Source organism: Paraburkholderia sp. SECH4, assembly GCF_030511745.1.
Lineage (GTDB): Bacteria > Pseudomonadota > Gammaproteobacteria > Burkholderiales > Burkholderiaceae > Paraburkholderia > Paraburkholderia madseniana.
The window spans coordinates 179938-203840 of the sequence record NZ_JALOCP010000008.1 but is presented as its reverse complement, the minus strand read 5'-3'; the positions used below and the strand labels follow the sequence as shown (position 1 = coordinate 203840).

Annotated in this window: 16 protein-coding genes; 5 read left to right on the top strand and 11 right to left on the bottom strand. The window is 62.5% G+C overall.

What is annotated here, in order from left to right:
• The first annotated feature begins 8 nt into the window (after positions 1-8).
• Positions 9-2183, top strand: a complete 2175-nt coding sequence (locus M0D67_RS14285; RefSeq protein ID WP_266238956.1) for a malate synthase G — start codon at positions 9-11, stop codon at positions 2181-2183.
• 182 nt (positions 2184-2365) lie between these two features.
• Here M0D67_RS14285 and galU read toward each other — a convergent pair whose 3' ends face one another.
• Together galU and M0D67_RS14275 are read right to left on the bottom strand one after the other, a co-directional pair.
• Positions 2366-3283: a UTP--glucose-1-phosphate uridylyltransferase GalU gene (gene galU, locus M0D67_RS14280; protein WP_154559287.1), complete on the bottom strand. Its 918-nt coding sequence runs from the start codon at positions 3281-3283 to the stop codon at positions 2366-2368.
• A gap of 306 nt (positions 3284-3589) precedes the next feature.
• Positions 3590-3733 carry a hypothetical protein gene (locus tag M0D67_RS14275; protein WP_165923841.1) on the bottom strand — a complete coding sequence of 48 codons (144 nt, stop codon included), beginning with the start codon at positions 3731-3733 and terminating at the stop codon, positions 3590-3592.
• Between the two features lie 243 nt (positions 3734-3976).
• On the opposite strand from M0D67_RS14275, the gene M0D67_RS14270 reads away from it, so the two are divergent.
• Positions 3977-5179, top strand: a complete 1203-nt coding sequence (locus M0D67_RS14270; protein ID WP_266238955.1) for an acyltransferase — start codon at positions 3977-3979, stop codon at positions 5177-5179.
• A gap of 262 nt (positions 5180-5441) precedes the next feature.
• Here the strand turns inward: M0D67_RS14270 and M0D67_RS14265 are convergent, their stop codons facing one another.
• From M0D67_RS14265 to M0D67_RS14255, 3 genes are all read right to left on the bottom strand, one after another.
• The gene (locus M0D67_RS14265; RefSeq protein ID WP_171925693.1) at positions 5442-7889 is read right to left on the bottom strand and encodes a glycosyltransferase family 4 protein; all 2448 of its coding nucleotides are present in this window, start codon (positions 7887-7889) and stop codon (positions 5442-5444) included.
• Positions 7886-9352: a flippase gene (locus tag M0D67_RS14260; protein ID WP_154559284.1), complete on the bottom strand. Its 1467-nt coding sequence runs from the start codon at positions 9350-9352 to the stop codon at positions 7886-7888. Before M0D67_RS14260 ends, M0D67_RS14265 begins: the two co-directional genes overlap by 4 nt.
• Positions 9353-9418: 66 nt before the next feature.
• Complete coding sequence (locus M0D67_RS14255) at positions 9419-11620, bottom strand: hypothetical protein (protein WP_171925694.1); 2202 nt, start codon at positions 11618-11620, stop codon at positions 9419-9421.
• Positions 11621-12307: 687 nt separating this feature from the next.
• Between M0D67_RS14255 and M0D67_RS14250 the strand changes: the two genes are divergently transcribed.
• From M0D67_RS14250 to gmd, 3 genes are read left to right on the top strand one after another with little or no spacing between them, the layout of a single operon-like run.
• A complete protein-coding gene (locus M0D67_RS14250) occupies positions 12308-13396 on the top strand; it encodes an acyltransferase (protein ID WP_266238953.1) in 1089 nt (362 codons plus the stop codon).
• On the top strand, positions 13393-14124 hold the full coding sequence (locus M0D67_RS14245) for an SGNH/GDSL hydrolase family protein (protein ID WP_171925696.1): 732 nt from the start codon (positions 13393-13395) through the stop codon (positions 14122-14124). Before M0D67_RS14250 ends, M0D67_RS14245 begins: the two co-directional genes overlap by 4 nt.
• A 55-nt stretch (positions 14125-14179) precedes the next feature.
• Positions 14180-15223 (top strand): GDP-mannose 4,6-dehydratase, encoded by a 1044-nt coding sequence (gmd, locus tag M0D67_RS14240; protein WP_154559280.1) that lies wholly within the window; start codon positions 14180-14182, stop codon positions 15221-15223.
• 99 nt (positions 15224-15322) lie between these two features.
• Here the strand turns inward: gmd and M0D67_RS14235 are convergent, their stop codons facing one another.
• The 6 genes from M0D67_RS14235 to M0D67_RS14210 all read right to left on the bottom strand — a co-directional run bounded on the left by M0D67_RS14235 (position 15323) and on the right by M0D67_RS14210 (position 23758).
• Positions 15323-16489: a glycosyltransferase family 4 protein gene (locus M0D67_RS14235; protein WP_154559279.1), complete on the bottom strand. Its 1167-nt coding sequence runs from the start codon at positions 16487-16489 to the stop codon at positions 15323-15325.
• Positions 16486-17745, bottom strand: coding sequence for a glycosyltransferase family 4 protein (locus M0D67_RS14230; RefSeq protein ID WP_171925697.1), 1260 nt, complete (start codon positions 17743-17745; stop codon positions 16486-16488). Before M0D67_RS14230 ends, M0D67_RS14235 begins: the two co-directional genes overlap by 4 nt.
• On the bottom strand, positions 17742-19202 hold the full coding sequence (locus tag M0D67_RS14225) for a glucose-6-phosphate isomerase (RefSeq protein WP_154559277.1): 1461 nt from the start codon (positions 19200-19202) through the stop codon (positions 17742-17744). The genes M0D67_RS14230 and M0D67_RS14225 overlap by 4 nt, the downstream gene beginning before the upstream one ends.
• Before the next feature lie 3 nt (positions 19203-19205).
• Positions 19206-20456 carry a glycosyltransferase gene (locus tag M0D67_RS14220; RefSeq protein WP_266238952.1) on the bottom strand — a complete coding sequence of 417 codons (1251 nt, stop codon included), beginning with the start codon at positions 20454-20456 and terminating at the stop codon, positions 19206-19208.
• A gap of 109 nt (positions 20457-20565) precedes the next feature.
• Positions 20566-21498, bottom strand: a complete 933-nt coding sequence (locus M0D67_RS14215) for a glycosyltransferase family 2 protein (RefSeq protein ID WP_266238951.1) — start codon at positions 21496-21498, stop codon at positions 20566-20568.
• Positions 21499-21559: 61 nt separating this feature from the next.
• The gene (locus M0D67_RS14210) at positions 21560-23758 is read right to left on the bottom strand and encodes a polysaccharide biosynthesis tyrosine autokinase (protein ID WP_171925738.1); all 2199 of its coding nucleotides are present in this window, start codon (positions 23756-23758) and stop codon (positions 21560-21562) included.
• Between the last annotated feature and the right edge of the window lie 145 nt (positions 23759-23903).

The window sequence follows — 23903 nt, the reverse complement described above, 5'->3', positions numbered from 1 at the left end:
AGCAGTCGATGACTCAGATGAACACGCGCGGTGGACTGCAAGTCGCCGCCAACCTCGACCAGTTCGTCGAAACCGAAGCCCTGCCCGGCACCGGAATCGACAGCGCCGCATTCTGGTCAAGTTTCGACGCCCTCGTGCATGAGCTGGCGCCGAAAAACCGTGCGCTGCTGGCCGAGCGCGACCGCCTGCAAACCGAACTCGATACATGGAATCGCGCCAATCCGGGCCCGGTGCGCGATCTGCGCGCGTACCGTGCCTTCCTCGAAGGCATCGGCTACATCGTGCCGGCGCCGGCAAGCGTCAAAGCCACGACCGACCACGTGGACACCGAAATCGCCGAACAGGCCGGCCCGCAGCTCGTCGTGCCGCTGTCGAATCAGCGCTATGCGCTGAACGCGGCCAACGCACGCTGGGGCAGCCTGTACGACGCGCTGTACGGCACCGATGCGATCCCCGAGACCAACGGCGCAGAAAAGCAGAAGGCCTTCAACCCGGTGCGTGGCGCCGCGGTGATCGCTTATGCCCGCAAGTTTCTCGACCAGGCCGCCCCGCTCGCGAACGGCTCGCACGTCGACGCCACGCTGTATAGCGTCGAAGGCGGCAAGCTCGTCGTCACGCTGAAAAGCGGCAAGACCGAACTGAAAACGCCGGCACAGTTCATCGGCTATCGGGGCGACGCGAGCGCACCGTCCGCCGTGCTGTTGAAGCACAACGGCCTGCACTTCGAAATCCAGATCGACGCGAACGATTCGATCGGCAAGACCGATTCGGCGCACGTGAAGGATGTGCTGGTCGAAGCCGCGGTGAGTACGATCATCGACTGCGAAGACTCGGTTGCAGCAGTGGATGCGGACGACAAGGTCCAGCTCTATCGCAACTGGCTCGGCCTGATGAACGGCACCCTGACGGAAGAAGTCACGAAGGGCGGCAAGACCTTCACGCGCAGTCTGAACACCGATCGCGTGTACACCGCCGCGAACGGCACGGCGCCGATCGTGCTGCATGGCCGCTCGCTGCTGTTTATCCGCAACGTCGGTCATTTGATGACGAATCCGGCCGTGCTGACGAAAGACGGCAAGGAGATTCCGGAAGGCATTCTCGATGGTGTCATCACCACGCTGTGCGCGCTGCACGACCGCAAGCACAAGCTGAATTCGCGCACCGGTTCGATCTATATCGTGAAGCCGAAAATGCACGGCCCGGCCGAAGTCGCGTTCGCGAGCGAACTGTTCGCGCGCGTCGAAGACCTGTTCAAGCTGCCGCGCAACACGATCAAGATGGGCATCATGGACGAGGAGCGCCGCACCAGCGTCAACCTGCTCGCCTGTATCGGCGAAGCGTCCGAGCGTGTCGCGTTCATCAACACGGGCTTCCTCGACCGCACCGGCGACGAAATGCACACGGCGATGGAAGCCGGCCCGATGATGCGCAAGGGCGACATGAAGTCGAGCGCATGGATTGCCGCGTACGAGCGCAGCAACGTGCTGGTCGGTTTGAGCGCGGGCCTGCGTGGCCGCTCGCAGATCGGCAAGGGCATGTGGGCCATGCCGGACCTGATGCACGCCATGCTCGAACAGAAGATCGCGCATCCGAAGGCCGGTGCGAACACCGCATGGGTGCCCTCGCCGACCGCCGCGACGCTGCATGCGCTGCACTATCACCAGGTCGACGTGCAGGCGGTTCAGCAGGAACTCGAACGCACGGACTACGCGAAGGTTCGCGACGAACTGCTCGACGGCCTGCTGACGATCCCGGTCGTCGCCGAAGCGAAGTGGAACGCGGACGAGATCCGCAGCGAAGTCGAGAACAACGTGCAAGGCATTCTCGGCTACGTGGTGCGCTGGGTCGATCAGGGCGTGGGCTGCTCGAAGGTGCCGGACATTCACAACGTCGGTCTGATGGAAGACCGCGCCACGCTGCGCATCTCCAGCCAGCACATTGCGAACTGGCTGCATCACGGTGTGGTCACGCGCGAGCTGGTCGAAGAGACCTTCAAGCGCATGGCGAAGGTGGTCGACGAGCAGAACGCGGGCGATCCGCACTACCAGCCGATGGCGCCGGGCTTCGACACGCTGGCGTTCAAGGCCGCGCAGGCACTGGTGTTCGAAGGACGTGAACAACCGAGCGGCTACACGGAACCGTTGCTGCATAAGTTCCGGCTGGAAGTGAAGAAGGCGCAGTAAAGGCTTTTTTGGGCAGTGGCCCAGGCATAAGGCTCGATCTTTCGGGCCCGCCTGAGTCTTGAATCTCAGCCCCAAACCAGGCCAGATAGAAAGACGGGCGCCGCATCATGCGGCGCCCGTTTTAATTTGCGCGGTAGTACTGCGCGTTGCTTCTGCGTGAAGCGTGAAAGGTCTCCTACACGTTAAGCTGCTTCAGCCGTGTACTGCGCCGGCACGCTGGCCTGCATATTCGCCTGCATATAGGTTTGCAAATACGCTTCGAATTCCGCCTTCACTTCCGGATGACGCAGCGCGAATTCCACCGTCGCCTTCAGATAGCCCAACTTGCTGCCGCAATCGAAGCGTGTGCCGAAGTAGCGGTACGCGAGCACCTGCTCTTCGGTCAGCAGCGATTGCACAGCGTCGGTCAATTGCAGCTCACCGCCCGCGCCCGGCTTGAGCGCACGGATATGCTTGAAGATGGTCGGCATCAACACGTAGCGGCCCACCACGCCGAGGTTCGACGGGGCCTTGTCCGGCGCCGGCTTTTCGACGATGCCTGACAGCTTGATCACATTGTCTTCCCACTCGCGGCCATCCACGACGCCGTACGAACGGCTGTCTTCGCGCGCAATGGTTTCGACGCCGATCACCGAGCTGTGATAGTGGTTGAAGGTGTCGACGAGCTGGCTCATCACCGGCTTCGAGCTGTGCAGCAAGTCGTCCGCCAGAATCACGGCGAACGGGCTGTCGCCCACCAGTTTCTCGGCGCACAGCACCGCATGACCCAGACCGAGGGCTTCGGCCTGACGCACATAGAAGCAGTCGACGTTAGCCGGCTTGATGCTGCGCACGAGGTCGAGCAGCTTCTGCTTGTTGCGTGCCTCGAGTTCCGCTTCGATCTCGTAGGACTTGTCGAAATGATCTTCGATAGCGCGCTTGCTGCGGCCCGTCACGAAGATCATCTCGGTGATGCCGGCGGCAATCGCTTCTTCAACCGCGTATTGAATCAGCGGCTTGTCGACGATCGGCAGCATTTCCTTGGGGCTTGCTTTGGTAGCCGGCAAAAAGCGTGTCCCGAGGCCCGCTACGGGAAACACGGCTTTGGTGACTTTCAGCATGGTTGGCATTCCCACATCGGTTAGAAATTAGTGTGTTCGCGGGCCTCGCGGCCACTCGATGTCGCCGAAAAGACTAACAAAAAAATTAATCCATTTCGTGCGTTAATTTTTCTCGATTCGAATAAATAATTCGATTGGCTTTCGATATTCCGGATCGTGACATGCATCAGGAAACAATTACGTACCGGCAGCGAATTATTTTCTGGAATTCCGAAAATTTTACTTATCCGGCGAAGCGGATCGCAGGTCACCTCGCGCGCGTCCGGGGGCGCATCGTGGATGCACGACGGCGCTCCCGGACACAGCTCATTCGTTCTCGTCGAGCTGGGGCAGCTTGCCCGGGTTCATCCGAAAACGGCGGATCGGTTCGTTGCGCAGCGCCTCCCGGTAGGCGGAGGCGGCGACAAGGATCAGCAGCACGGCAATGCCGGCGAGTAAATGCAGGTTCATGACTTCACCTCTGGTCAAGAGAATCCGTGCCTTAAATTAGCACAACAAAACCGGCAAATAATTCGATGTAGCAAGTACTTATGCGGAATTACACTTCGTCACAAAATCGCCATTTAATTCGATTTCCCGCACAATTTTTTATCGATTTTTTACCTCCGTGGTGCACTAGCATGTGATGCACCGCGGGCGCGCACGGCGTGCCCGGGGAATAAGCTTTTTCTTCCTTCAGATTAAGGACCGCGCATGAGCGACTCAGCACTGGATGCCGCCGGCTCATCCCTGCCCCTTTCCCCGTCACGAAAGGCCACCGCGCCGCGCGCGCAGAGCGAAGCGCGCGCCGAGAGCGCCGGCAAGGAACATGTAATCGACGCCATGCGGGGTTTCGCCGCGCTTCTGGTCGCCTATTTTCATTGCCGCCAGGTCGAATGGGTGGGCATGCAGACCTTTCACCAGAGCGTCGGCCATTCATTCAGTCTGAGTACGATCGCCGCTTACCTGACCTTCCCGATTGCGTGGGGTTCGGCCGGCGTGCCGATTTTCTTCGTGATCAGCGGCTACTGCATTCATCGCGGCGGCGCGCTACGTCTGGCAAAAAATCCCGACTACCGGCTCGACACCGGCAATTTCTGGATCCGCCGTTTTGCGCGCATTTATCCGGTATTGCTGGCGGCGCTCGTGCTGACTTTTGCGCTCGACTGGGCCAGCTTGCAGTTGCCGCCGGTCAACCACAAGATCCGCGAGATCGGCCTGCAGGCATTCCTCGTCAACCTGTTTTCGCTGCAAGGCGTGGCCGGCAAGACGTTTGGGTCGAACGGCGCGCTCTGGACGCTATCGCTCGAAGTGCAGTTCTACGCGATCTATCCGCTGCTGTTCGCGCTGCGCCGGCGTCTGGGCATGACTTCCGTGCTGGCGATCGTCGCGGTCATTAATGTGGTGTCCGCCTATGTGCTCGAACGCCACGACATGCAGTTCTTCACGTCCTATTGGTTTTCGTGGACGCTCGGCGCGTGGATCGTCGACGCGAAGGCCCGTAGCGCGCCGGATGCGCGTTCGTCGGTCTGGCTCTACGCACTCGCCGCGGCGTTCATTGCGCTCGGCTGCGCGGCGTTTCATTTCGGCCAGTACGGCGCGTTCCAGCTCTGGGCCGTCGGTTTCGCGTTCTACCTGTACAAGGCACTGGAACGCCGCAATGCCGATACGCCTGGCGTGCGCCTCCTGTCGCGCTTCGGCGATTTCAGCTTCTCGCTGTATCTGATCCATCTGCCCATCTTCGTGCTGCTGTCGTCGATCCTGTTCCGCTCGTCGCTGCAGATGTCGATCTGGCCGTCGTTCGGCTACATGCTGGTGGCCGTGCCGGTGGCCTACGTGTTCTACCGGCTGGTCGAACTGCCGGCGATGAAGTGGTCCGCGAGTTTCAAACCGAAGAATGTAGTGAAGCCAGCCTGAGAGCGATGCAGTAGAAAGATCGGAGAAACACAATGTTCACTTCAGAAACAGGTTTCTCCTTCGACAATGTGAGCAAGCCTTGCCGCCGGGATCATGTTGTACAACCCAGTTGCATAGGTGGTGTGTAGCTCGAAAAAAACGGAGCGGAAGTCCTCAGGACTTTCGCTCCGCTGCGCTAACGACAGAAACCGGCCGAGTCCCTGCCTACCCCCGCGTTAAATCACTTCGCACGTTCATCCGCTTAAGCGCCCGCGCAAGCCCCTCAACGCCCCGCCACGCGCTTCAGAATCCGTTCGACACCTTCCACATACGTTGCCGTCCCGAACCGGCTCAACGCCGTCTGATAGCCATTTCTGACCAGCCTGTTACGCAGGTCGTCGTTCGAGCGCAACTCGGCGAGCGTATCGGCGAGACCATGCGCGTCGCCTGGGGTGCATAGCACGCCGTTCTCGTAATCGTCGATGATCTCCAGCACGCCGCCCGCGCGTGCCGCCACCACCGGCCGCTGCGCCAGCATCCCCTCGACGATCACGCGACCGAACGGCTCCGGCGTAATCGACGTATGGACGACCGCATCGACCGCGCACATGCAAGCCGGAATGTCGTGCTGGAAGCCGAGGAAATGCACCCGGCCACCCAGGTTGTGCGCGGCGACGAACGCATGCAACTCGATCTCGTACGCGTCCTCGCCGAACAGCGGCGCACCCACCAGCACGGCATGCATCTGCGGATTGAGGACCATCGCTTCGAGCAACACGTGTTGGCCCTTCCATCGCGCGAGGCGGCTGAACGAGCCGACCAGAAACGCATCCTGCGGCAGGTTCAGGCGCTGGCGCAACGTCGCTTGCGGGACCGTACGCAACGCGTCGAACGGCGCCGCGGAGATACCGTTGAACACCACGTCGATACGCTTTTTGTCGAAGTGCGTGAGTTCCGCGAAGGCGCGAGCGGAAGCCGCCGAATTGGCGATCACGTGCGTGAGGCCGAGACGCGCGCACCACTTGATGATCGCCAGTTGCTTGCCGCCGAAATGTTCGGGACTCACGATATCGCGCAGATGCCAGACCACCGGCCGCCTGGCGAGCTTGCCGGCAATCGCGCCGATCACCATCGCGCGCTGCGTGTTCGCATAGATCACCTCGGCGTCGCGCGCACGTTTCGCGGTGGCACGCACGAGCGACATCAGGCCCTTGAGCGCCTGACCCTTCGGCAACGAACCGCCCTGCTTGCGCACATTGCGCAATGCGCCGGCATCCAGCACGTTGACGGTCACGCCGGCTTTGGCCAAAGCAGTGCGGAACGGACCGTCGTCGAACAGCACGACTTCGATGCGCGAGCGCAAAGCTTTAACGATTTCCAGCAGCGATAACTCGGCGCCGCCGAGCACGCCGCTCTGATCGACCGCGAGGATGCGCGGTGCGTTGGCACCCGGCTCTGCTTTATACGGAACGTACGGCGGCAGCGTCGCCGAGCGCAATGCCGGCACCGAAGCCCGCACGTGGGCGAAGAAACGTTCGCGGAAATTCGCGGCCGAGAACTGCTCGGCGTTCGCGCGGCAATCCACCGGCGAAAAACGCTTCACGTGGCCGTCGAAACGCTCGACCGCCGCAATGATCGACTCGACGTTCTGCTCGTCGAAGAACATGCCGGTGGGCCGCGACTCGGACAGATCGCGCACGGTTTCAAGCGCCCCGCCCTTGCCGTAGGCGATCACCGGCGTGCCGCAGGCCTGCGCTTCGACCACCGAAATACCGAAGTCTTCTTCCGCGGCGAACACGAAAGCTTTCGCGCGGCTCATCTTTTCCTTGAGCACCTTGAACGGCTGGTAGCCCATGATCTCGACATTCGGGCCGGCCTTTGCGCGGATCTTCTGCATGTCGGGGCCGTCGCCAATCACCACCAGCTTGCGCTCCGGCATCTGCGCGAACGCTTCGACGATCAGATCGATCTTCTTGTACGGCACCATCCGCGAGGCGGTCAGATAGAAATCATCCTTGTCGGTGCATAGCGCAAACGCTTCGACATCGACGGGCGGAAAGATCACCTGCGCTTCGCGCTGATAAACCTTCCTGATCCGCCGCGCGATGAAATCGGAGTTTGCAACAAAGCCGTCCACCGAGTTCGACGTGCGGATATCCCAGTTGCGGATGTAGTGCAGAATCAGCCGCGCCATCGCGGACTTCGGCCCGGCGGTCAGCTTCGACTGCTGCAGGTACTGATGCTGCAGATCCCATGCGTAGCGAATCGGCGAATGCACGTAGCTGATATGCACCTGATCGGGGCCGGTCAGAACGCCCTTCGCGACCGCGTGACTGCTGGAAATCACCACGTCGTAGGCCGACACGTCGAGCTGCTCGATCGCGAGCGGCATCAAGGGCAGATACGTGCGGTATTTGGTCCGTGCAAGCGGCAGTTTCTGGATGAACGAGGTGGTGACCGGCTTGCCACGCAGAAAGCTGCGGTCGTCGAGAAAATCGACGAGGCTGAACAGGTCCGCGTCCGGAAAGCACGCGACAATCTGTTCGAGCACCTTCTCGGCGCCCGCATAGGTGACGAGCCAGTCGTGCACGATCGCGACACGCACCGTCTTGTCGCTACGCAACGCCGAGCGGCGCGACGGCGCCTGAACACCGGGAACGGTGGTGAGTTCAGCCAGTGCGCTGCGCGTCGCAGGTTGCAGCACGGCTTCTTCAAGGACTTCGTGGTTCATGCGCTTTTCCTCGGATTCAGTCGCAACAGCAGTGAACGCGCAAGATCGCGCAAAGCGGGTGTCATCGTGATCGACCAGGCGACGTTCGCGCCAACCATCAACAGGCCGGCGACGATCGCCAAGGCGAGACTCGGCAGGAAGCTGGCGAGCCACAGGCTGGCCAGCAGAAAAGCGAGGTGGGCGAGCATGTCGAGCGCGATCTGGCGGGCGCGAATCGCCGACAGGCGCAGCAGCACGGCGTAATCGAACAGCGCCCGGCCGGCCACGGCCATCGCCGCGCCGGTCAAACCGAAATGGGTAATGCCGAGCCACAACGCCCCTGCAAACAGAGGCAATTCAAACAGGCCGACGCGCGCGGCGGTGGCGGGGTTGACTTGCGACTGAATCAGAATCCGCGTGACGTTCGCCTGGCCGACGAGCCACACGGCAACGATCATGATCCGGCCCACCGGCGCGGCCACGGTGGCGATCTCATTGCCGACCCACAGATGCAGGAACGGTTCGAGCACCAGCATCGCGACCAGCGCGACTGGCGTGAACACGCCATTAAGGAATTCGAGCGACTGCTGCGTGATGGTGTCGGCATCCGCGCGGCCCACGGCCGAAAGCCGTGGAAACAGCGTGCGCACCAGCGCGGTCGGCACGATGTTCAAACGCGTCACGAGGTTCTGCGGCACCGTGTAGTAGGTGACGAAACGCGCGCCGAGACTCGTGCCGAGCATCACGCGGTCGAGCGATTCAGCGATCATGTTGGTGACGCTCGCAATCAGCATCCAGCCGCCAAAGTTGAAGAGTCCCTTCGCCACGCCGAGTTGCGGCGGCAGAACACTGCGGATGTCCAACACCTTCAGCGCGGAGCGGCCCAGCAGAATCGCTGCGAGAATCCGTGCGAACACCGCCGCGGCGAGTACGTTCTGCAAGGTCGCCCCCAGCCACAAAGCAGCGCCGAGCGGCAGCAACTGGAACAGAAAGGTACCGATCGTCTGATTGGTGTTGTAGACACCAAAGCGTTCCGCGCCGTTGATCGCACCGGCGAACACCCACGACACGTTGGCAATCGGAATCGCCACCGCGAGCCACGGCAGCGCCATATAGACCTCATGCTGCAACTCGGGCGACACCTTGGTGAAGTACGCGGTGTACAGAAACGCGCCGAAATAGATGATCAGCCCGCCGATCACGCCGGTCGCGAGATTGAGCCACGTCGCGCTCCAGAACACGCGCGCGCTCTCGCCCTTGTCGCCCGAGGCGCGCGCCTTTGAGATGTGATTCTGCGCGGCCATGCTCATGCCGAGATCGAGAATCCCGAAGTAGCCGATCAGGGTCCAAACGAGACTGATCACGCCGTAGCGCTCGACGCCGAGCAGCTTGATATACGACGGCACGGTCACGAGCGAGACGAAAGTCGGCAGCACCAACCCGAAGAAGTTGATCGCTACGTTCTTGAGAATGCCTTTGTCCATCGGATGCCTTGGGTTTGACTACATTTGCCTGGTATTGCGAAGAAAGCGGTCATGCCATGCGTTGTGTCATGGTTTCCAGCGATACATCATCACTTTCCCGCGCGCGTCTTCTTCGACGAACACGAGGTACTCGCCATTGCTGCGCTTCGCGGCGCTGATGCCGTTGGGCACATCGACCCAACCCGACGCGCTGCCCACTTCCGGGCCTGGACGGATCACGCCGAGTTCCTTGCCAGTGTCCTTGTCCCACACGTGCACTGCGCCGACCGGCTCGACGCCGAAGAGGTATTGCCCTTCAACGGTGAGGCCGATGATCGTGGCGATAGGCTTGGTTTGCGTCGTCCACGGCAGCGTGATCGAATAGCGCTGCACCGGATTGCCGCTCGACCATTTGTCGTAGCGCACCAGCACGCGGCCTACCTCTTTCCAGAAGCCGCGATCCACCGGCGTATCGGGCGTATAGCCGGTCACATACATCGTGTCGGTGTCGGGCTCGTAGATCGCGCGATGCAGTTCGGTGAACGGTTGCGGCACCGGGTACTGCGTCAGGTTCGAATACAAGTAGATCGGGTTGCCCTTCGCATCGAGTCCGCCAAAACGGAAGCGATAAATGCCCTTGTTATCGCGGGTGCGCCAGATGTCGCCTGCACTATCGACCCACCAGCCCCAGCCGCCCGCGAGCTTCGTGCCGCTCGTGTTGAGCGTGAATTCGTCCGTGTTGAACTTGCCGTCGCCGTTCACGTCGCGCCAGATCCAGTCGCCCCCCGGCGGCGCGTTCGGCACCTTGGAGACCGCGCGCTCACGCCCGGCGATGAAGCCCGAAGGAATCGCAGTCTCGCCGTCGTGCTGCGGATCGAAGCGATAGATCTTCAGGTGGTCCGCGTACATGTCGGTCAAGTACAGAAACGTGCGGCCCTTGAGCTTGCGAGCGATCGGCAAGCCGGGATATTGATCGGTGTGAAAGACCGGGTCGTCGGGATACTTGAAGCGGTTCGACAGAAAGCCCGCGTATTTCCAGTCCTGCCCCGCAGGCTTCGAGAGATCGAGTTCGAAGCGCTTGTTGCCGGTATAGACGCTGTCCGGACGCGACGGATCGATCCACGCGCCGTCGACGAACAACAAGCCTTGCACCTGCCAGTTCTGTTTGCCGTCCGGCGCGTAACTCTCGAGCGTAGCACCGAGGCCCGCGCCGATCGGTTCGTAGCGTGGTCCGATGCCGTTGGTCGACACATAGACGTTGCCGCGTGCATCCACGCCAACGCCGGTCAAACCGTTGAAGCGCTGCGGGCCTGGCTTGCCGGGCGTACCGCTGAAAATGCCACCGCGTTCACCGAGCGAGCCCGACTCCGCATAACGGCCGTTGCCCTTGCTGAAAAACAGCACCTGTTGGCGCGGACCGTTGTCCGCGATCAGAACGCGGCCCTGTGCATCCAAAGCGATATCGACCGCGACCGTATCGGCGGGCAACGTGAATGTTTCGTCGATGCGCTTGCCCGCGGCGGTGTAGTGCTCCACTTGCGGCGCCTTATCGTTGCGCGTGCCGCTCAACACCCAGAGCGTGCCGTCGGAGGCTAGCGCGATACGGCCCGGCTCGTGCACGGTCCAGGTTGTTTTCTGCTGCATCGATTCCGTGTCGTACACTTCGATGCGATCGCGCGCGGTGTTCGCCGCGTATAGCGTGGTGTCGTTCGCCGCCATGCCGCCGATTTCGGCACTCGTGCCGGTCGGCACTTCGTTCATCATCAGAAAGCCCGCTGCGAGTTGCGCATGCGGGTCAGCGCTTTTCGCGGCCGGCTGGAACGGCGCGGCGCGCTTCGGATCGGCGATCTGCCGACGCGAAATGCCGAACCACTGTTTGCCCTTTTCCGGCCACACGCCCTGCTCGACCAGACGTCCTTTCTCGTTGCCGACTTCGATCGCCACGAAGGCGTACTTGCGATTCACCGCGATCGCGCTGCCGCCGCCGTTGCCCCAACCATGCGTGCCGCCCGCGAAGCCGAGCATCTTGCCGTTCTGGTAGACGCTCGCTTCGGCGCCGCTTTCGTCCCACGGCGCGTTCGTATAGACCTTGCCGTCAGGCGCGACCGCAATCGCGGTGATGTTGATCTGCGTCCACGTGCCATCGCCGAAACCGAAGGTGTTACCGATCCAGGAATTTTTCGCGTTCAACACGGTTTCCGCGGATGCCGTGAAGCTGACCGACGCCGCCGTCATTCCGGCCGCATAGGCAAACACAGCAATCCAGGTTTTGAACGTGAAACGGGCCAAAGTTATTCCTCCAATCAGGGCCGTGCCGCGATCAGGCAACGGGCCGGCGCGGATGCAAAATCCAATGAGATGACGGCTGAGGCCGCTAGCAGCGACACAAGAACACGAGACTGATTCCCGCAAGACACGACGTATAAGAAGGGGCTTAGTAATCAGGCTCATCACAGCGCCCACGGTCCAACGCGAACCCGATCGAATACGAGCAGTCGGCGCGTGACGCACGCGCCATCCCCGGCCACCCGTCCACACGGCTCACATTACGCGGAAAGAATGCCGCGACGAAAATCGAAAATAATTCAAAAATATTCGGCGCTTTAAGCATCGTGAAAGAAAATGATTTAAAAATCGATTAAATGAAAATGGACGTGAACGCCCGCGTCCCGCAGTGCCCTTGCGCCCCATCCTTACCGATGTAGCCTGATTCCGGCTGCACTTCTTACGGATTGCGACAGCCACAAGGCACAAGCATAAAAATCTATTGCGAATGGATAACGAAACACCCTGTTGCAATCTGATTCATTTATCTATTTCATTCCCGTTTTTTCATCAATTTATTTTCCCTAGAATCGAATGCACTTCCGTTGCGACGCGAAGCGAGCGCGCCCTTGCCCTCAAGCCCTGTTCCTGACTTGAGAAGACTTGCGCGATCCTTCGCCCGGCCCATCCGCTTCACACCATGGACGGTTCATGACTGCTAGCGCACTGCCCTTAGCGCCTTCTCACTCTCGCCGCATCGTGCAGCTCGACGGTTTGCGCGCCATCGCTGTGCTCGCGGTATTCGCCCAGCACGCCTTGAAAGCGCCGCTGTGGATGGGCGTCGATCTGTTTTTTGTTTTGAGCGGTTTCCTGATTACCGGCATCCTGCTCGAACGCAAGGCGCGTCAGCAGTCGTATTTCGGCTATTTCTATGCACGCCGGGCGCGGCGCATCCTGCCGCCTTATCTGCTGCTGATGGCGGTGTCGTCGATTCTGTTCGGCTTCGGCTGGGCGCAGCACTGGCGGTGGTATGCGTTCTTCGCGACCAATATCGGCGACGCGCTCAATCAAAGCGGTCACGACAGCCTGAATGTGCTGTGGTCACTGGCGGTCGAAGAGCAGTTCTATATCTTCTGGCCGTTCGTGATCCTGCTGCTGCCCGAGCGCGTGCTCGGCTACGCGGCGGCCGCGTTGATCGTGCTGGTGCCGGTGCTGCGCGCGGTCGCCACGCCCTGGTTCGATTCGTTCTGGCCGATCTATTACCTGACGCCGTTCCGCATGGACCTGTTGGCGGCCGGCGCGTTGCTCGCCGTCGCCGTACGGCGCGATCGCAATGCACTCGAACCGTTCAAGGGTCTCGCCGTGCTCGGCTTTTTTGCCGCGCTCGCGGTGCTGGCGTGGCTGCATCTGCACTATCCGCGGTTCCGGGCGGCCAATACGCCGCTGTCGAACGCCGCGCTCTACAGCGTTTCGTTGGTGCTTTGTACTTCGGTCGTGGTCATCGCCCTGCAAAGCAAGGGCATCGTCAAGCGACTGCTGTGCAACCCCGTGCTGGTCTATATCGGCACGATCAGCTACACGATCTATCTGATTCACCTGAGCGTGCTGTACACGCTGTGGCCGCTGCATCTGAACCGCTATCTGACCGCGGCGCTCGCACTCGCGATCACCCTCGCCTACGCCAGCATCACGTGGTTCGCGTTCGAAAAACGCTTGATCTTCGGCTCGGCAGGCAAAGCCCATGCGCCCGCCGGCAGCGTGTCGGGGGGCGCATCGCAAGCGCCGCAAAGCCGCGCATGAGGCGCCGCGCGTGGTTCGCTGCGGGCGTGTCGGCCGCTGCGTCAGTGCTGGTTTCGCTGACACTGGATGCGCACGCCAGCGGACCGGCATCGCAGGTGCTGGTCGACGCCTACGGCGATTCGACCACGCTCGGCATTACGTGCAGCGAAGGCCACTGCGGACCGCAGGCGCAAAACGCCGTGTCGTATCTGCAGGACGAATTGCAGGCCAGGTACGGTCAACGGGTGCGCGTCACGAACTACGGCGTGGGCGGCACGATGGCCAGCCAACTGCGCGACGGCACCGGCAACCGCCGCGCCGGCCCGACCGCCGGCCTGCCGTGGCAGGAACGGCTCGCCGCTTCGCCCGCGCAGATCGTGTTGATCAACTACGGCATTAACGAAGTGATGCGGAACCAGACGCCCGAGCAGTTTTACGCGGCCGAAACAACGCTCGTGAAAACGGCCCGCGCGCTCGGCAAAGAGCCGGTTCTACAGACCTCGAACCCGATGCCCGACAACCGCCTGAACGCGCGGCTCGCCGAGATGGTCGCGATGACGCGACGGGTGGCCGCCGAACAGCAGGTGCCGCTCGTCGATCAGTTCGCGTACGTCAGCAATCTGCCGGACTGGAAGACGCTGATGTCCGACGGCGCGCATCCCAAGCCGGGTTTGTACCGGCTCAAGGCGGAACAGGATTTTCAGGTCGTCGATCCGCTGGTGCGGCGACTGCTGGACGGCACGCTTTGAAGCTCCTTTTTCAAGTGCACTTCTCTTTCTCTTTTACCAATATCGAAGGCAAGCTATGAGCCAACCACGCAAAGCGATCATCACCGGCGTATCCGGACAGGACGGCGCCTATCTGACCAAACTGCTGCTCGACAAGGGCTACCACGTGACCGGCACGTACCGGCGCACGAGTTCGGTCAATTTCTGGCGCATCCGTGAGCTCGGCGTGCTCGATCATCCGAATCTGCGTCTGGTCGAACACGACCTGACCGATCTGGGCTCGACGCTGCGCCTGCTCGAAGGCGCGCAGGCCGACGAGCTGTACAACCTCGCCGCGCAGAGCTTCGTGGGTGTCTCGTTCGACCAGCCCGTGACGACCGCCGAAGTGACCGGCATCGGCGCGTTGAATCTGCTCGAAGGCATCCGCATTCTGAATCCGAAGACCCGTTTTTATCAGGCGTCGACTTCGGAAATGTTCGGTCTCGTGCAGGCCGTGCCGCAACGCGAGGACACGCCTTTCTATCCGCGCAGCCCGTATGGTGTGGCCAAGCTGTTCGCGCACTGGTCGACCATCAACTATCGCGAGTCGTACAACCTGTTTGCGAGCAGCGGGATTCTGTTCAATCACGAATCGCCGCTACGTGGCCGTGAATTCGTCACCCGCAAGATCACGGACACCGTCGCGAAGATCAAGCTCGGCAAACAGGATGCGCTGGAGCTCGGCAACCTGAGCGCCAAGCGCGACTGGGGCTTCGCGCTCGAATACGTGGAAGGCATGTGGCGCATGCTGCAAGCCGATGAACCAGACACCTTCGTGCTCGCCACCGGCCGCACCGAGACGGTTCGCGACTTCGTACGCATGGCGTTCGCCGCCGCGGGGTATCAGATCGAATGGTCGGGCAAGGAAGAGCGCGAGACCGGCATCGACGTGGCAACCGGCAAGACGCTGGTGCGCGTGAATCCGAAGTTCTATCGCCCGGCGGAAGTGGATCTGCTGATCGGTTGCGCGGACAAGGCGCACGAGAAGCTCGGCTGGAAGCCGGAAACTACGCTTGAACAGTTGTGCCACATGATGGTTCATGCGGACCTTGGCCGGAACGAGCATCACGAGACGTTCTGATTCTGTCCTGAGTGTCGGCTGCGCGGGCAGCCGTCACTCCATGAAAAAAGGCCTGATCGCAATGATTCAGGCCTTTTTTCTATTCCGTCACAAAGGCCTTCAGTGCACCCCACCCGCCGCGATCGCCTCGCTATACACCGACGCCACACGCTTCGCGATCACCGAATTATCGAAGTTCTCGCGCGCATAACGGCGGCATGCATCGGCATCCGGCAACTTCAGTGAGCCGTTCAACGCGCCTGCCAGGCCTTCCGCAATCGCCTTCGCGCCGGTCTCCGGCAACACCAGATTCGGCGACAAACCCGCCACCGCCTCCGGCAAACCGCCCACCGGCGTCACCAGCACCGGCGTGCCCGAAGCCAGCGATTCAACGGTAATCAGCCCAAAGCCTTCCAATGCTACTGTCGGCACCACGCTGATATTCGCCGCACGGTACAGCGCGGCCAGATGCTGATCGGGCACGAAGCCCAGCAGTTTCACATTGTCCTCGAGGCCTGCCTCGGTGATACGCGCCTGCAATTCGCCTTCGAGCCGCCCCTTGCCCGCGATCAGCAACAGCACGTCGGGCTCAGTGCGCTTGAGCAGCTTCACCGCGTCGATCAGATCTTCGAGGCCCATGCGGCGCACCAGACGCCGCACGGCCAGCACGATCGGCCGGTCCTGCGGCAGTTGCAGTTTCAGACGCGCCTCGGCCGGCGTGATCGGCAGATTGAACTGCTCGACGTCCACGCAACCCGGCACGACGCGCACGCGGTCCGGCGCGATGCGATAGCGCGAAGTCAAAATCTTGCCAAAGGCTTCCGACAAGACGATCAGCCGGGATGAGCGCGCATACACCGATTGCTCCAGATAACGCTTCGCGCGCTGGCCGAGCGAATCGGCGCCTTCGACGTGACTCTCGTCGGCCCACGGTCCCTGAAAATGCGAGACCTGCGGAATGCCGCGCGTCACGTCGAGACCCGGAAACGTGTACAGCGCGAAGTGCGACGAAATCACGTCGGGACGCGAGGTGCTGATCTCCTGGCGCAGCGCGCGGCGTGCTGCCATCAACCGCAGCGGCAGCGATTGCGCGGCGGAACCGAAACCGTTGATCGCGCCACCGGTGTCCGCAGCCACTTTGGGTGAGCCGGCCACCACGCCGCGCACCGCGACGCCCGCGCCCGGCAATGCGCCGACTAGCGAGTAGTACATGCGGTCGAGGCCGCCCGCGCGTTCCGGAAACCAGTGCATCCCGATCTGCAGCGATTTGATTGATCTTGTGGTCATAGTTGTTGTCCCTGAGCGTTCTGAGCGTTGTGGTGGATTGTCTGCCCGGCCAGCGTGTTCAGCGTCAGCGCGTCGGTCTTGGCGACCACCGTGGCTTCCGCTTCGCTGCGTCGGCGGTCCTTCTGCTGCCCCGCCAGTTGCCGGTACAGCGCGATGTATTGCGCGGCCATCCGCGCCCAGCCGAAGCCGGTCGCAAGTTCGTTGGCGGCGACGCCCATCGCGCGGCGTGCGTCGTCGTTTTCAGCAAGACGTGCGATAGCGCCCGCCAATGCCTTGGGATCGTCCGGATCGTCGAGCACGATGCCGCATTCCGGCGTGATGATTTCCGCACCGCCTGCCGTGCGCGCCGTGACCACCGGCAGACTCGCGGCCATCGCTTCGAGCAGCGACAGGCTCATCGCTTCATAGCGTGACGGGAACACGAACGCGTCGACCGAATGCATCAGCACCGGCATTTCCTTGACCAGCCCGAGAAAATGCACGCGATGCGCAATGCCGAGCGCCTTCGCTTCCTCCGGATACGGGCTGCCAGGCAGAAAACCGGCCACCGCGATCTGCACGTGTTCGGGCAGATGCTTGAGCGCTTGCAACACCGTGCCGAGGTTCTTGCGCGGCGTGCGCAAGTCGCCGACGAACAGCAGCAGGAACGCGTCCGCCGGCAAGCCGAACTTCGCGCGGTCGCCCGTGGCAGCCGCGAAGCCTTGCGTATCGACGCCGTTGTAGATCACGTCGACCCGGTTATGAGGCGTCAGTCCGATCGCGCGAATTTCATCGGCGACCTTTTGCGACACCGCCGTAATCACCTTCGAGCGCCGGTAAGCCCAGCGTTCGAGCAACGCGTTGCAGCGCGTATAGACCGACTGATACGCGGACCACACGCCCTTCGTGAGCCCGAACGGGTAGTACTTGCTGCCGAACCAGCCGCTATGTACGAAGTGCGAGGTGTTGACGTCGGCGGGCACCCAGGTGATGAAGCCATTCACGTGCAGCACATCGAATTCGCGGCGATGCGCGCGCAGCCACATTGCGCTTTTGAATGCGAACACCTGCTGGCGCAGCAGATTGGTGGGCCACCAGCGGCCGATCTTCATCGGCACCCAGCGGACGTTCGGATGCGCGAGCAAATCCGGCGCAACGTGCGACGCAACCAGCGTCACAGCGATGTTTTCCTCGAGGGCGGCGCGCGCAATCTCGTGGTTGACGCGCCCCTGGCCGTCGTTATGGCGCACGACGTGCGTAACAATGGCGACTCTCAATCAGTGCCTCCGTGGAAAAGTAGCGTGCGTCTGCGGTTCATCTTTTCGTAGTGCACCGCGGATAGGATCGAAAAAACACTCATGAAAAGCAGCAGCCCGCCGGTGCCGACCAGCGAATTGGTGAACACCAGCATCGCGAAGGTCGCAAGACTGAGACTCAGGCAGGCGGAAACGAATTTGTCGTTGCGCAGCTTGAACGACGCGAGCGCCGCGCGCACCACCAGCCACACGATGCCGGACATGTAGAGCAAGGTGCCGGGCCAGCCGAGCACGAACGGAATGTTCATCACGCCGCTGTCGAAGTTGCCGTACTGGCCGAGCTGACCGCCGTCGTTCGAAAGTTTGGTCGAGGTGCCGGTCGCGCCCATGCCTTCACCGGATACGTCGGTAAAGGCCGTCTTCGCGAAGGTCGCGTAGAACTCGTTACGCGCGGCGTAGCTCTGGTCGTCGCTCAGGTTGACGAGCGTGTTCAGGCGCGCCTGCATCCGCTCGGCCACCGGGCCGACCGTGAGCAGCGGCACGCAAAGACCGGCAAGCAGCACCGCACTCGCAACGATCCGCACGCGCACCTTGTTGTTCGCCTTGACCAACTGGATCAGGAGCGCGATCACCCAGCCGCCCCACGTCGAGCGCACGAGGCTCAGCGCGAAAGCAAAGAAGCCCAGCGCCGCAGCAACCCAGCGCACGCGGTGCGTCGCCGCCATCACGTAGACCATCGCACCCATCATCGCGAACGCGAACGGTCCCGACGAGTTCATCGTGCTGAACACGCGCACGCCCATCGGCACCGGATCGCCCTGCGAATTCATTTGCGAGCCGAGCATCCACAGTGCGTCCCACGGCGGCATGATGAAGAACTGGATCAGGCCGTAACCGCCCATCACCAGCATGCCCCAGATAAAGGTACTGACGATCGTGTCGCGATACTTCGGGTACTGGCGCGTGTGCGCCATGATGTGAAAGCCGATCAGAATCGGATAGAGCCAGTTCGCGAGGTCATAGGTCGCGGCGAGCGGCCCGCTCGACATCACGCCGATCATGAACGCGTAGGCGAGCCCCATCAGAACCAGCAGCACCGGCAGGCCGCGCCGCTGCGAAAGCAGCTTGTAGTAGCGGAGCAAGGACAAGGCACTGATCATCGTCACCGCGAGCGGCGCGACCTGGATCAGGCTGGTGGGCGTGAACGAGCCTTTGGACCAGTCGGCGAGACGCCGCACCTCCGGGCTCAGGAACCACAGCCACCACATGAAGCCGATGTAGCGCGCCGGGCTCTTGAAGTAGAGCCACAGGCCCGTCAGGATCGCGAGCACCGGGAATCCAAGCGTGAGCACCGTGCCCTGATGCGCGATGATCAACATCACTGTGATCAGCCACAGTAAGGCTTCCGGCAGCCACTCCTTGCGAGCGCCGGACAGTGCCCGCTCCGCGTTATCGCCGCCTCGCGCAATCGTCGACATCGTTTAGAGGCCTCCGCGTGATTCGCGCGGGCCAGGGCGTTGGCCTTGCCCCTGGCTGCCCGCGCGAACTCGCGCCGGCTGGTTCACCGCGGCCGCGGTCGCCGGGGTACGCGGCGCCTTTGCCACGGCATCGGCGTCGGCCGCACCGGCCACAACACGTCCGCGCGACGCTGCGCGCGCCCGCAGCATCTCCTGCGTAATTCTCACGTGCTGCATCGCATAGTTCTGCGTGGTCAGATCGCGCGACAGCAAACCGGCGGCGGCCGCCTGCGCCTGGCGCAATGCATCCGCGGGAGAGGCGGCGAGCTGGTCCACCGCCTCACGCAACGCCTGCGGGTTGAACGGCGGAATGTAAGCCGCCTCGTCCGCCGAAAAATAATCCTGCAACGCGCCGACGTTGGTGACCACCATCGGCTTGCCGACCGCCGCCGCTTCCAGCATCACCGTAATGCCCGAGGCATGCGAATTCGGCCGCAACGGCACGACGATCACGTCGGCCCAGTCGTAGAGTTCGTGCTGCTTCTTGATACCGGAGAACAGCGCGATCTCGACGTTCGGCGCGCGCAGCGAGGCGGGAATCCGTCGGCGTGTCGCGAGCTTCACCGCGTAGCGCGCATCGTTGCCGAAGGCCTTGATGAGCGTTTCCCAATCGCGGTCGCGATCGTTGCCGATCGCCGCGATGCGGATCGGCGTGTGCGGCGTCCATTCGGTCGGCGTCTTTACGGGAAAGTCCTGCGTGTTCAGGCCGTATAAGAGCGGCTTCGCGTCGCGATTGAAATAGCGCTGGCACAGTTCGGCGTTTTCAGTGGCGAGGGTGGTCAACTGGTCAGCGCGCGCCATCAGCTTGCGATACACCCAGCTCCGCAGAATCCCATACGAAGGCCATTTATCGAGCAGCCACACGCTTTGCGCCAACAGCAAGGGGCTGGCATCAGCGCCCGCCTTGCGGCCGCTCAGCAGCAGCATCAGGGCGGCGGACAGCCATTCCTGCTCGGTATGCGTCCAGATGACGTCCGAGCGCAGCATCTCGTCGCGGTTGCGCCACGTATGGATGAAGTCGAACCCGAGCGCCGCCTTCAGCGCGCGGCGCAGCAAACGCACGGGTTTGTTTTCACGCGCGTCTTGCGAATAGGTCAGCCTGAACGCATCGGATTCGGCATGGTGATAACCGTACAGGCAGCCGATGTTATCGCCAGGCCGGTAAAAGCGCGGGTCGGCGCCGTAAAACAGATGAACGTGAACTTTCGTACTCATGCAGACACTCCGCTCTGCCGGTGGAAAGGGGCATCGGCCTGCGCGAGCAGGCGCCAGTGCCGATGCACGAACGTGCAGGACGTTTGGGACACGTGAGCGCTCGCGGGTTTCACGCGGTCCGGGACAACGCGCGGCGCGCCTCATGTGCGCCGGTGCGCACCGCACGCCAGCGCGACAGCCTCAGGCTCGCCTGTTTCGAAACCAGAGCAAGCGCGGCGTGCGTGAGGCCGGGATAGACGCGCGTGCCCACCAGCGTCCACCACCACCACGCGGTTTCGCGGCGCAGCGGCGGCAACTGATCGCGCAGGATCAGGTGGAAGTTGAAGGCGGCATTACGCAGCGCCGCCATGGTTTGCGCGTCGCGCCGGTCGTCGTCGAAACGTTCGGCCGGGAAATGGTCGACGGCCACGCGCGGGTCGTACATCAGCTTCCAGCCGGCATTCTTCACGGCGAGGCTGAAGGCCATGTCGTTGTGAACCTGAGCGCCCGCGCCACGCAGGCGCTGATCGAAACGGATCGTGCGAATCGCGTCGCGCCGATAGCTCATGTTGGCGCCCTTCAGGATGTCGACTTCGCGCGCACCACCCACACCCAGGTGGTGATTGCCGATGATCTTGCCGTGCGCCGTGACCTTGCCGACCAGCGGCCGCTCGCCGTCGAGCACGCGGCCTTTTTCATGCACCCAGTCGCGGCCACCCAGCGCACCCAGGCGCGCATCGCTTTCGAACGCGGCAGCAATACGTTGGACCCAGTCGACGTGCGGCGCGGCGTCGTCGTCGGTAATCGCGATCACGTCGCCCTTGGCCGCATCCAGTCCGCGATTCAGGGCCGCGACCTGGCCGGGCACCTCCACCAGCGCGACGGATAGCGGCAACGTGCCCCGCACGGCGGGATCACGCAGGCAAGCATGGGTCGCTTCGTCGTCGGCGCGTGCGACCACCACCACTTCGTCCGGCGCGCGCGACTGCCGTTGCAGCGCCGCGAGGCAGCGCGCCAGGTCGGCCGGGCGGCGGTAAGTCGGAACCAGTACCGTCACTTTCATCGTGATGTCCTTTTCTATCGTGTTTGCGCTGGCATCAGCACACTGGGCTCAGCCTCGTGGCTCAGGTGCTCAGGTATTCCTCGACCGCTGCATAGCCACGGGCATAACCGCCTCGCGAACGCGCCGGCATTCCGTTGAAGATGCCGCCCTGCACGTGCACGCCGGCTGCGCGCAGGCGCTTCAATGCCTCCGCGATCTCGCCTTCGTTGTGCACACCCGAGCGAATCACGAAGAAAGTCGAACCGGCATACGCGCCGATGATGGACGCATCGGTCACGGCCAGCACCGGCGGCGTGTCGATCAGGATCACGTCGTAGCGCTTGGCGAGGCCGTCCAGGTATTGCGGAAGACGCGGCGACATCAGCAGTTCCGACGGATTCGGCGGACGGCGGCCGCACGAGATGAAGCTCAAGCCTTCGACGTTCGAGGAACGGATCGCTTCTTCGAGCGAGATCTGCCCGCTCAGCAATTCCGACAGGCCGTTTTCCTGCGCACCGCCCACATAACGTTCGAGCACGCCACGACGCATATCGCCGTCGATCATCAAGACGCGTTTGCCCGAGTTCGCGAGCAGCACCGCCAGATTGACCGTCAGGAAGCTCTTGCCGACACCGGACATGGGACCTGTCAGCATGACGATGCGGTTCTTCGCGTCCATCATCGTGAACTGCATGGACGTGCGCAGGCTGCGCAGGCTTTCGATCGTGACGTCCTTGGGCCGCGCGTTCGCCAACACCGAACGAAGGCGTTCGCCGCCGCGCTGGAAGCCGCTTTCGAGCACAGCCTGTTCGGCGCTCAAGGGCACGAGGCCGTACACCGGCAGATGGAACGCGCGCTCGATATGGTCGGGGTCGTCGATGCCCTTGAACATATTGCGGCGCAGGAACACGAAACCGGTGCCGCAGATCAGGCCCAGAATCACGGCCGCCGAGAGAATCAGCACCTTCTTTGGCTTGACCGGCGCGCCCGGGCGCATCGCCTGGTCGACGATATGCACGTTGCCGCCGGTACCGGCTTTCTGCACCGACAACTCCTGCACGCGGTTGAGCAGCAGCACGTAGATGTCTTCCGCCACCTTGGCGTCACGTTGCAACTGCACGGCCTTCACTTCGGTTGCCGGCAGATCGCGGAAGCGGTCAGCGTATTTGGCGCGTTGCGCCTCCAGTTCGGCCATCTGCCGACGCGCGGCAACGAGCATCGGATGGTCGTCGCCGTAACGCTCGGTCAACTGCGCCATCTGCAGACGCAAACCGGCAATCTGCTGCTCGTACTGCACGCTGCCTTCGAGGTAGACCTTCGCTTCGTCGCTCGCATTGATCGAACCGGATTGACGCTGGTAAGCGGTCAACGCGGCTTCGGCGCGTTCGAGATCGGACTTCAGGCGCGGCTCTTCGCTCTTCAGGAAGTCGAGCATCTTGCTGGCGTCGACCTGCTTGTTCGACACGTGCTGACGGACATACGACTGCGCGAGCGCATTGGCCACCAGCGCGGCGTGCTCAGGGCTCTTGTCATCCAGCGAGATCTGGATCACGCCGGTCTGCTTGCCCTGCTCCTGCACGGTGATCGCCGACTGGAACGCGCTGATCGCGTCGAGGTCGTTAAAACGCGTCACGGTGAACTCTTCGCCCGGCCGGGCCACCAGCTTGTTGACAAGGATCGTCACGCCGCCGCCCTGCTCCTGCCGGCCAACCTGGCCGCGCAGCAGCAGCGTGCCGTTCTTTGCGTAGAGTTCGTAGTGCTGTTCGTCGAACACCTTCATCGTCAGCTTCTCGCCTTCGAGCGCCGACACCACGTCGAGCGAATCGATGTCGGCCTCTTCACCGCCCCAGGCGTATGAAGCCAGACCCAGCCACGGCGGCGCCGGCTGGCCCGGCGTCGCCATGTGCGCGGCAATGCTGCCAAGCAGCGGAATCGTCTTCGGCACGACGCTGAAGTTCAGCTTCAGTTGCTGGACCACCGGGCCGACTACGCCGCGGCTCTTGATGATTTCGATTTCGGCGTCGGTCGGCAGCGAAGTCGAGCCGGTCGTGATGGCCGCGCCCGTTTGCGTCTGCGTGAGCGCCTGCGAGGTGTTGTCGGACTGCTCGACCCGCACGTGCGCATCGGCCGAATAGATCGGCTTGGCGAGGAAACAGTACGCCGCGGCCAGCGCGACGATCACGCCGGCGATCGCGATCAGCCACCAGATGTCGTCGAGGATCACCTGCACCAGTTGCCCGAGGACGACGTCCTCTTCTTCGGTCTTGATCGGACCGGCCATGTGTGGAGAGATTTGGTTGCTCACAATTCGATCCCGTTTCGGTTGCTTCGGCGTGGGCTTCAGCGTGTGCTCTGGCATGTGCTTGCGCGTTTGCCTCGGCGTTTGCTTCGGTCCCGCGCCCTTTGAGAGCGGCGCGGGCCTGTCG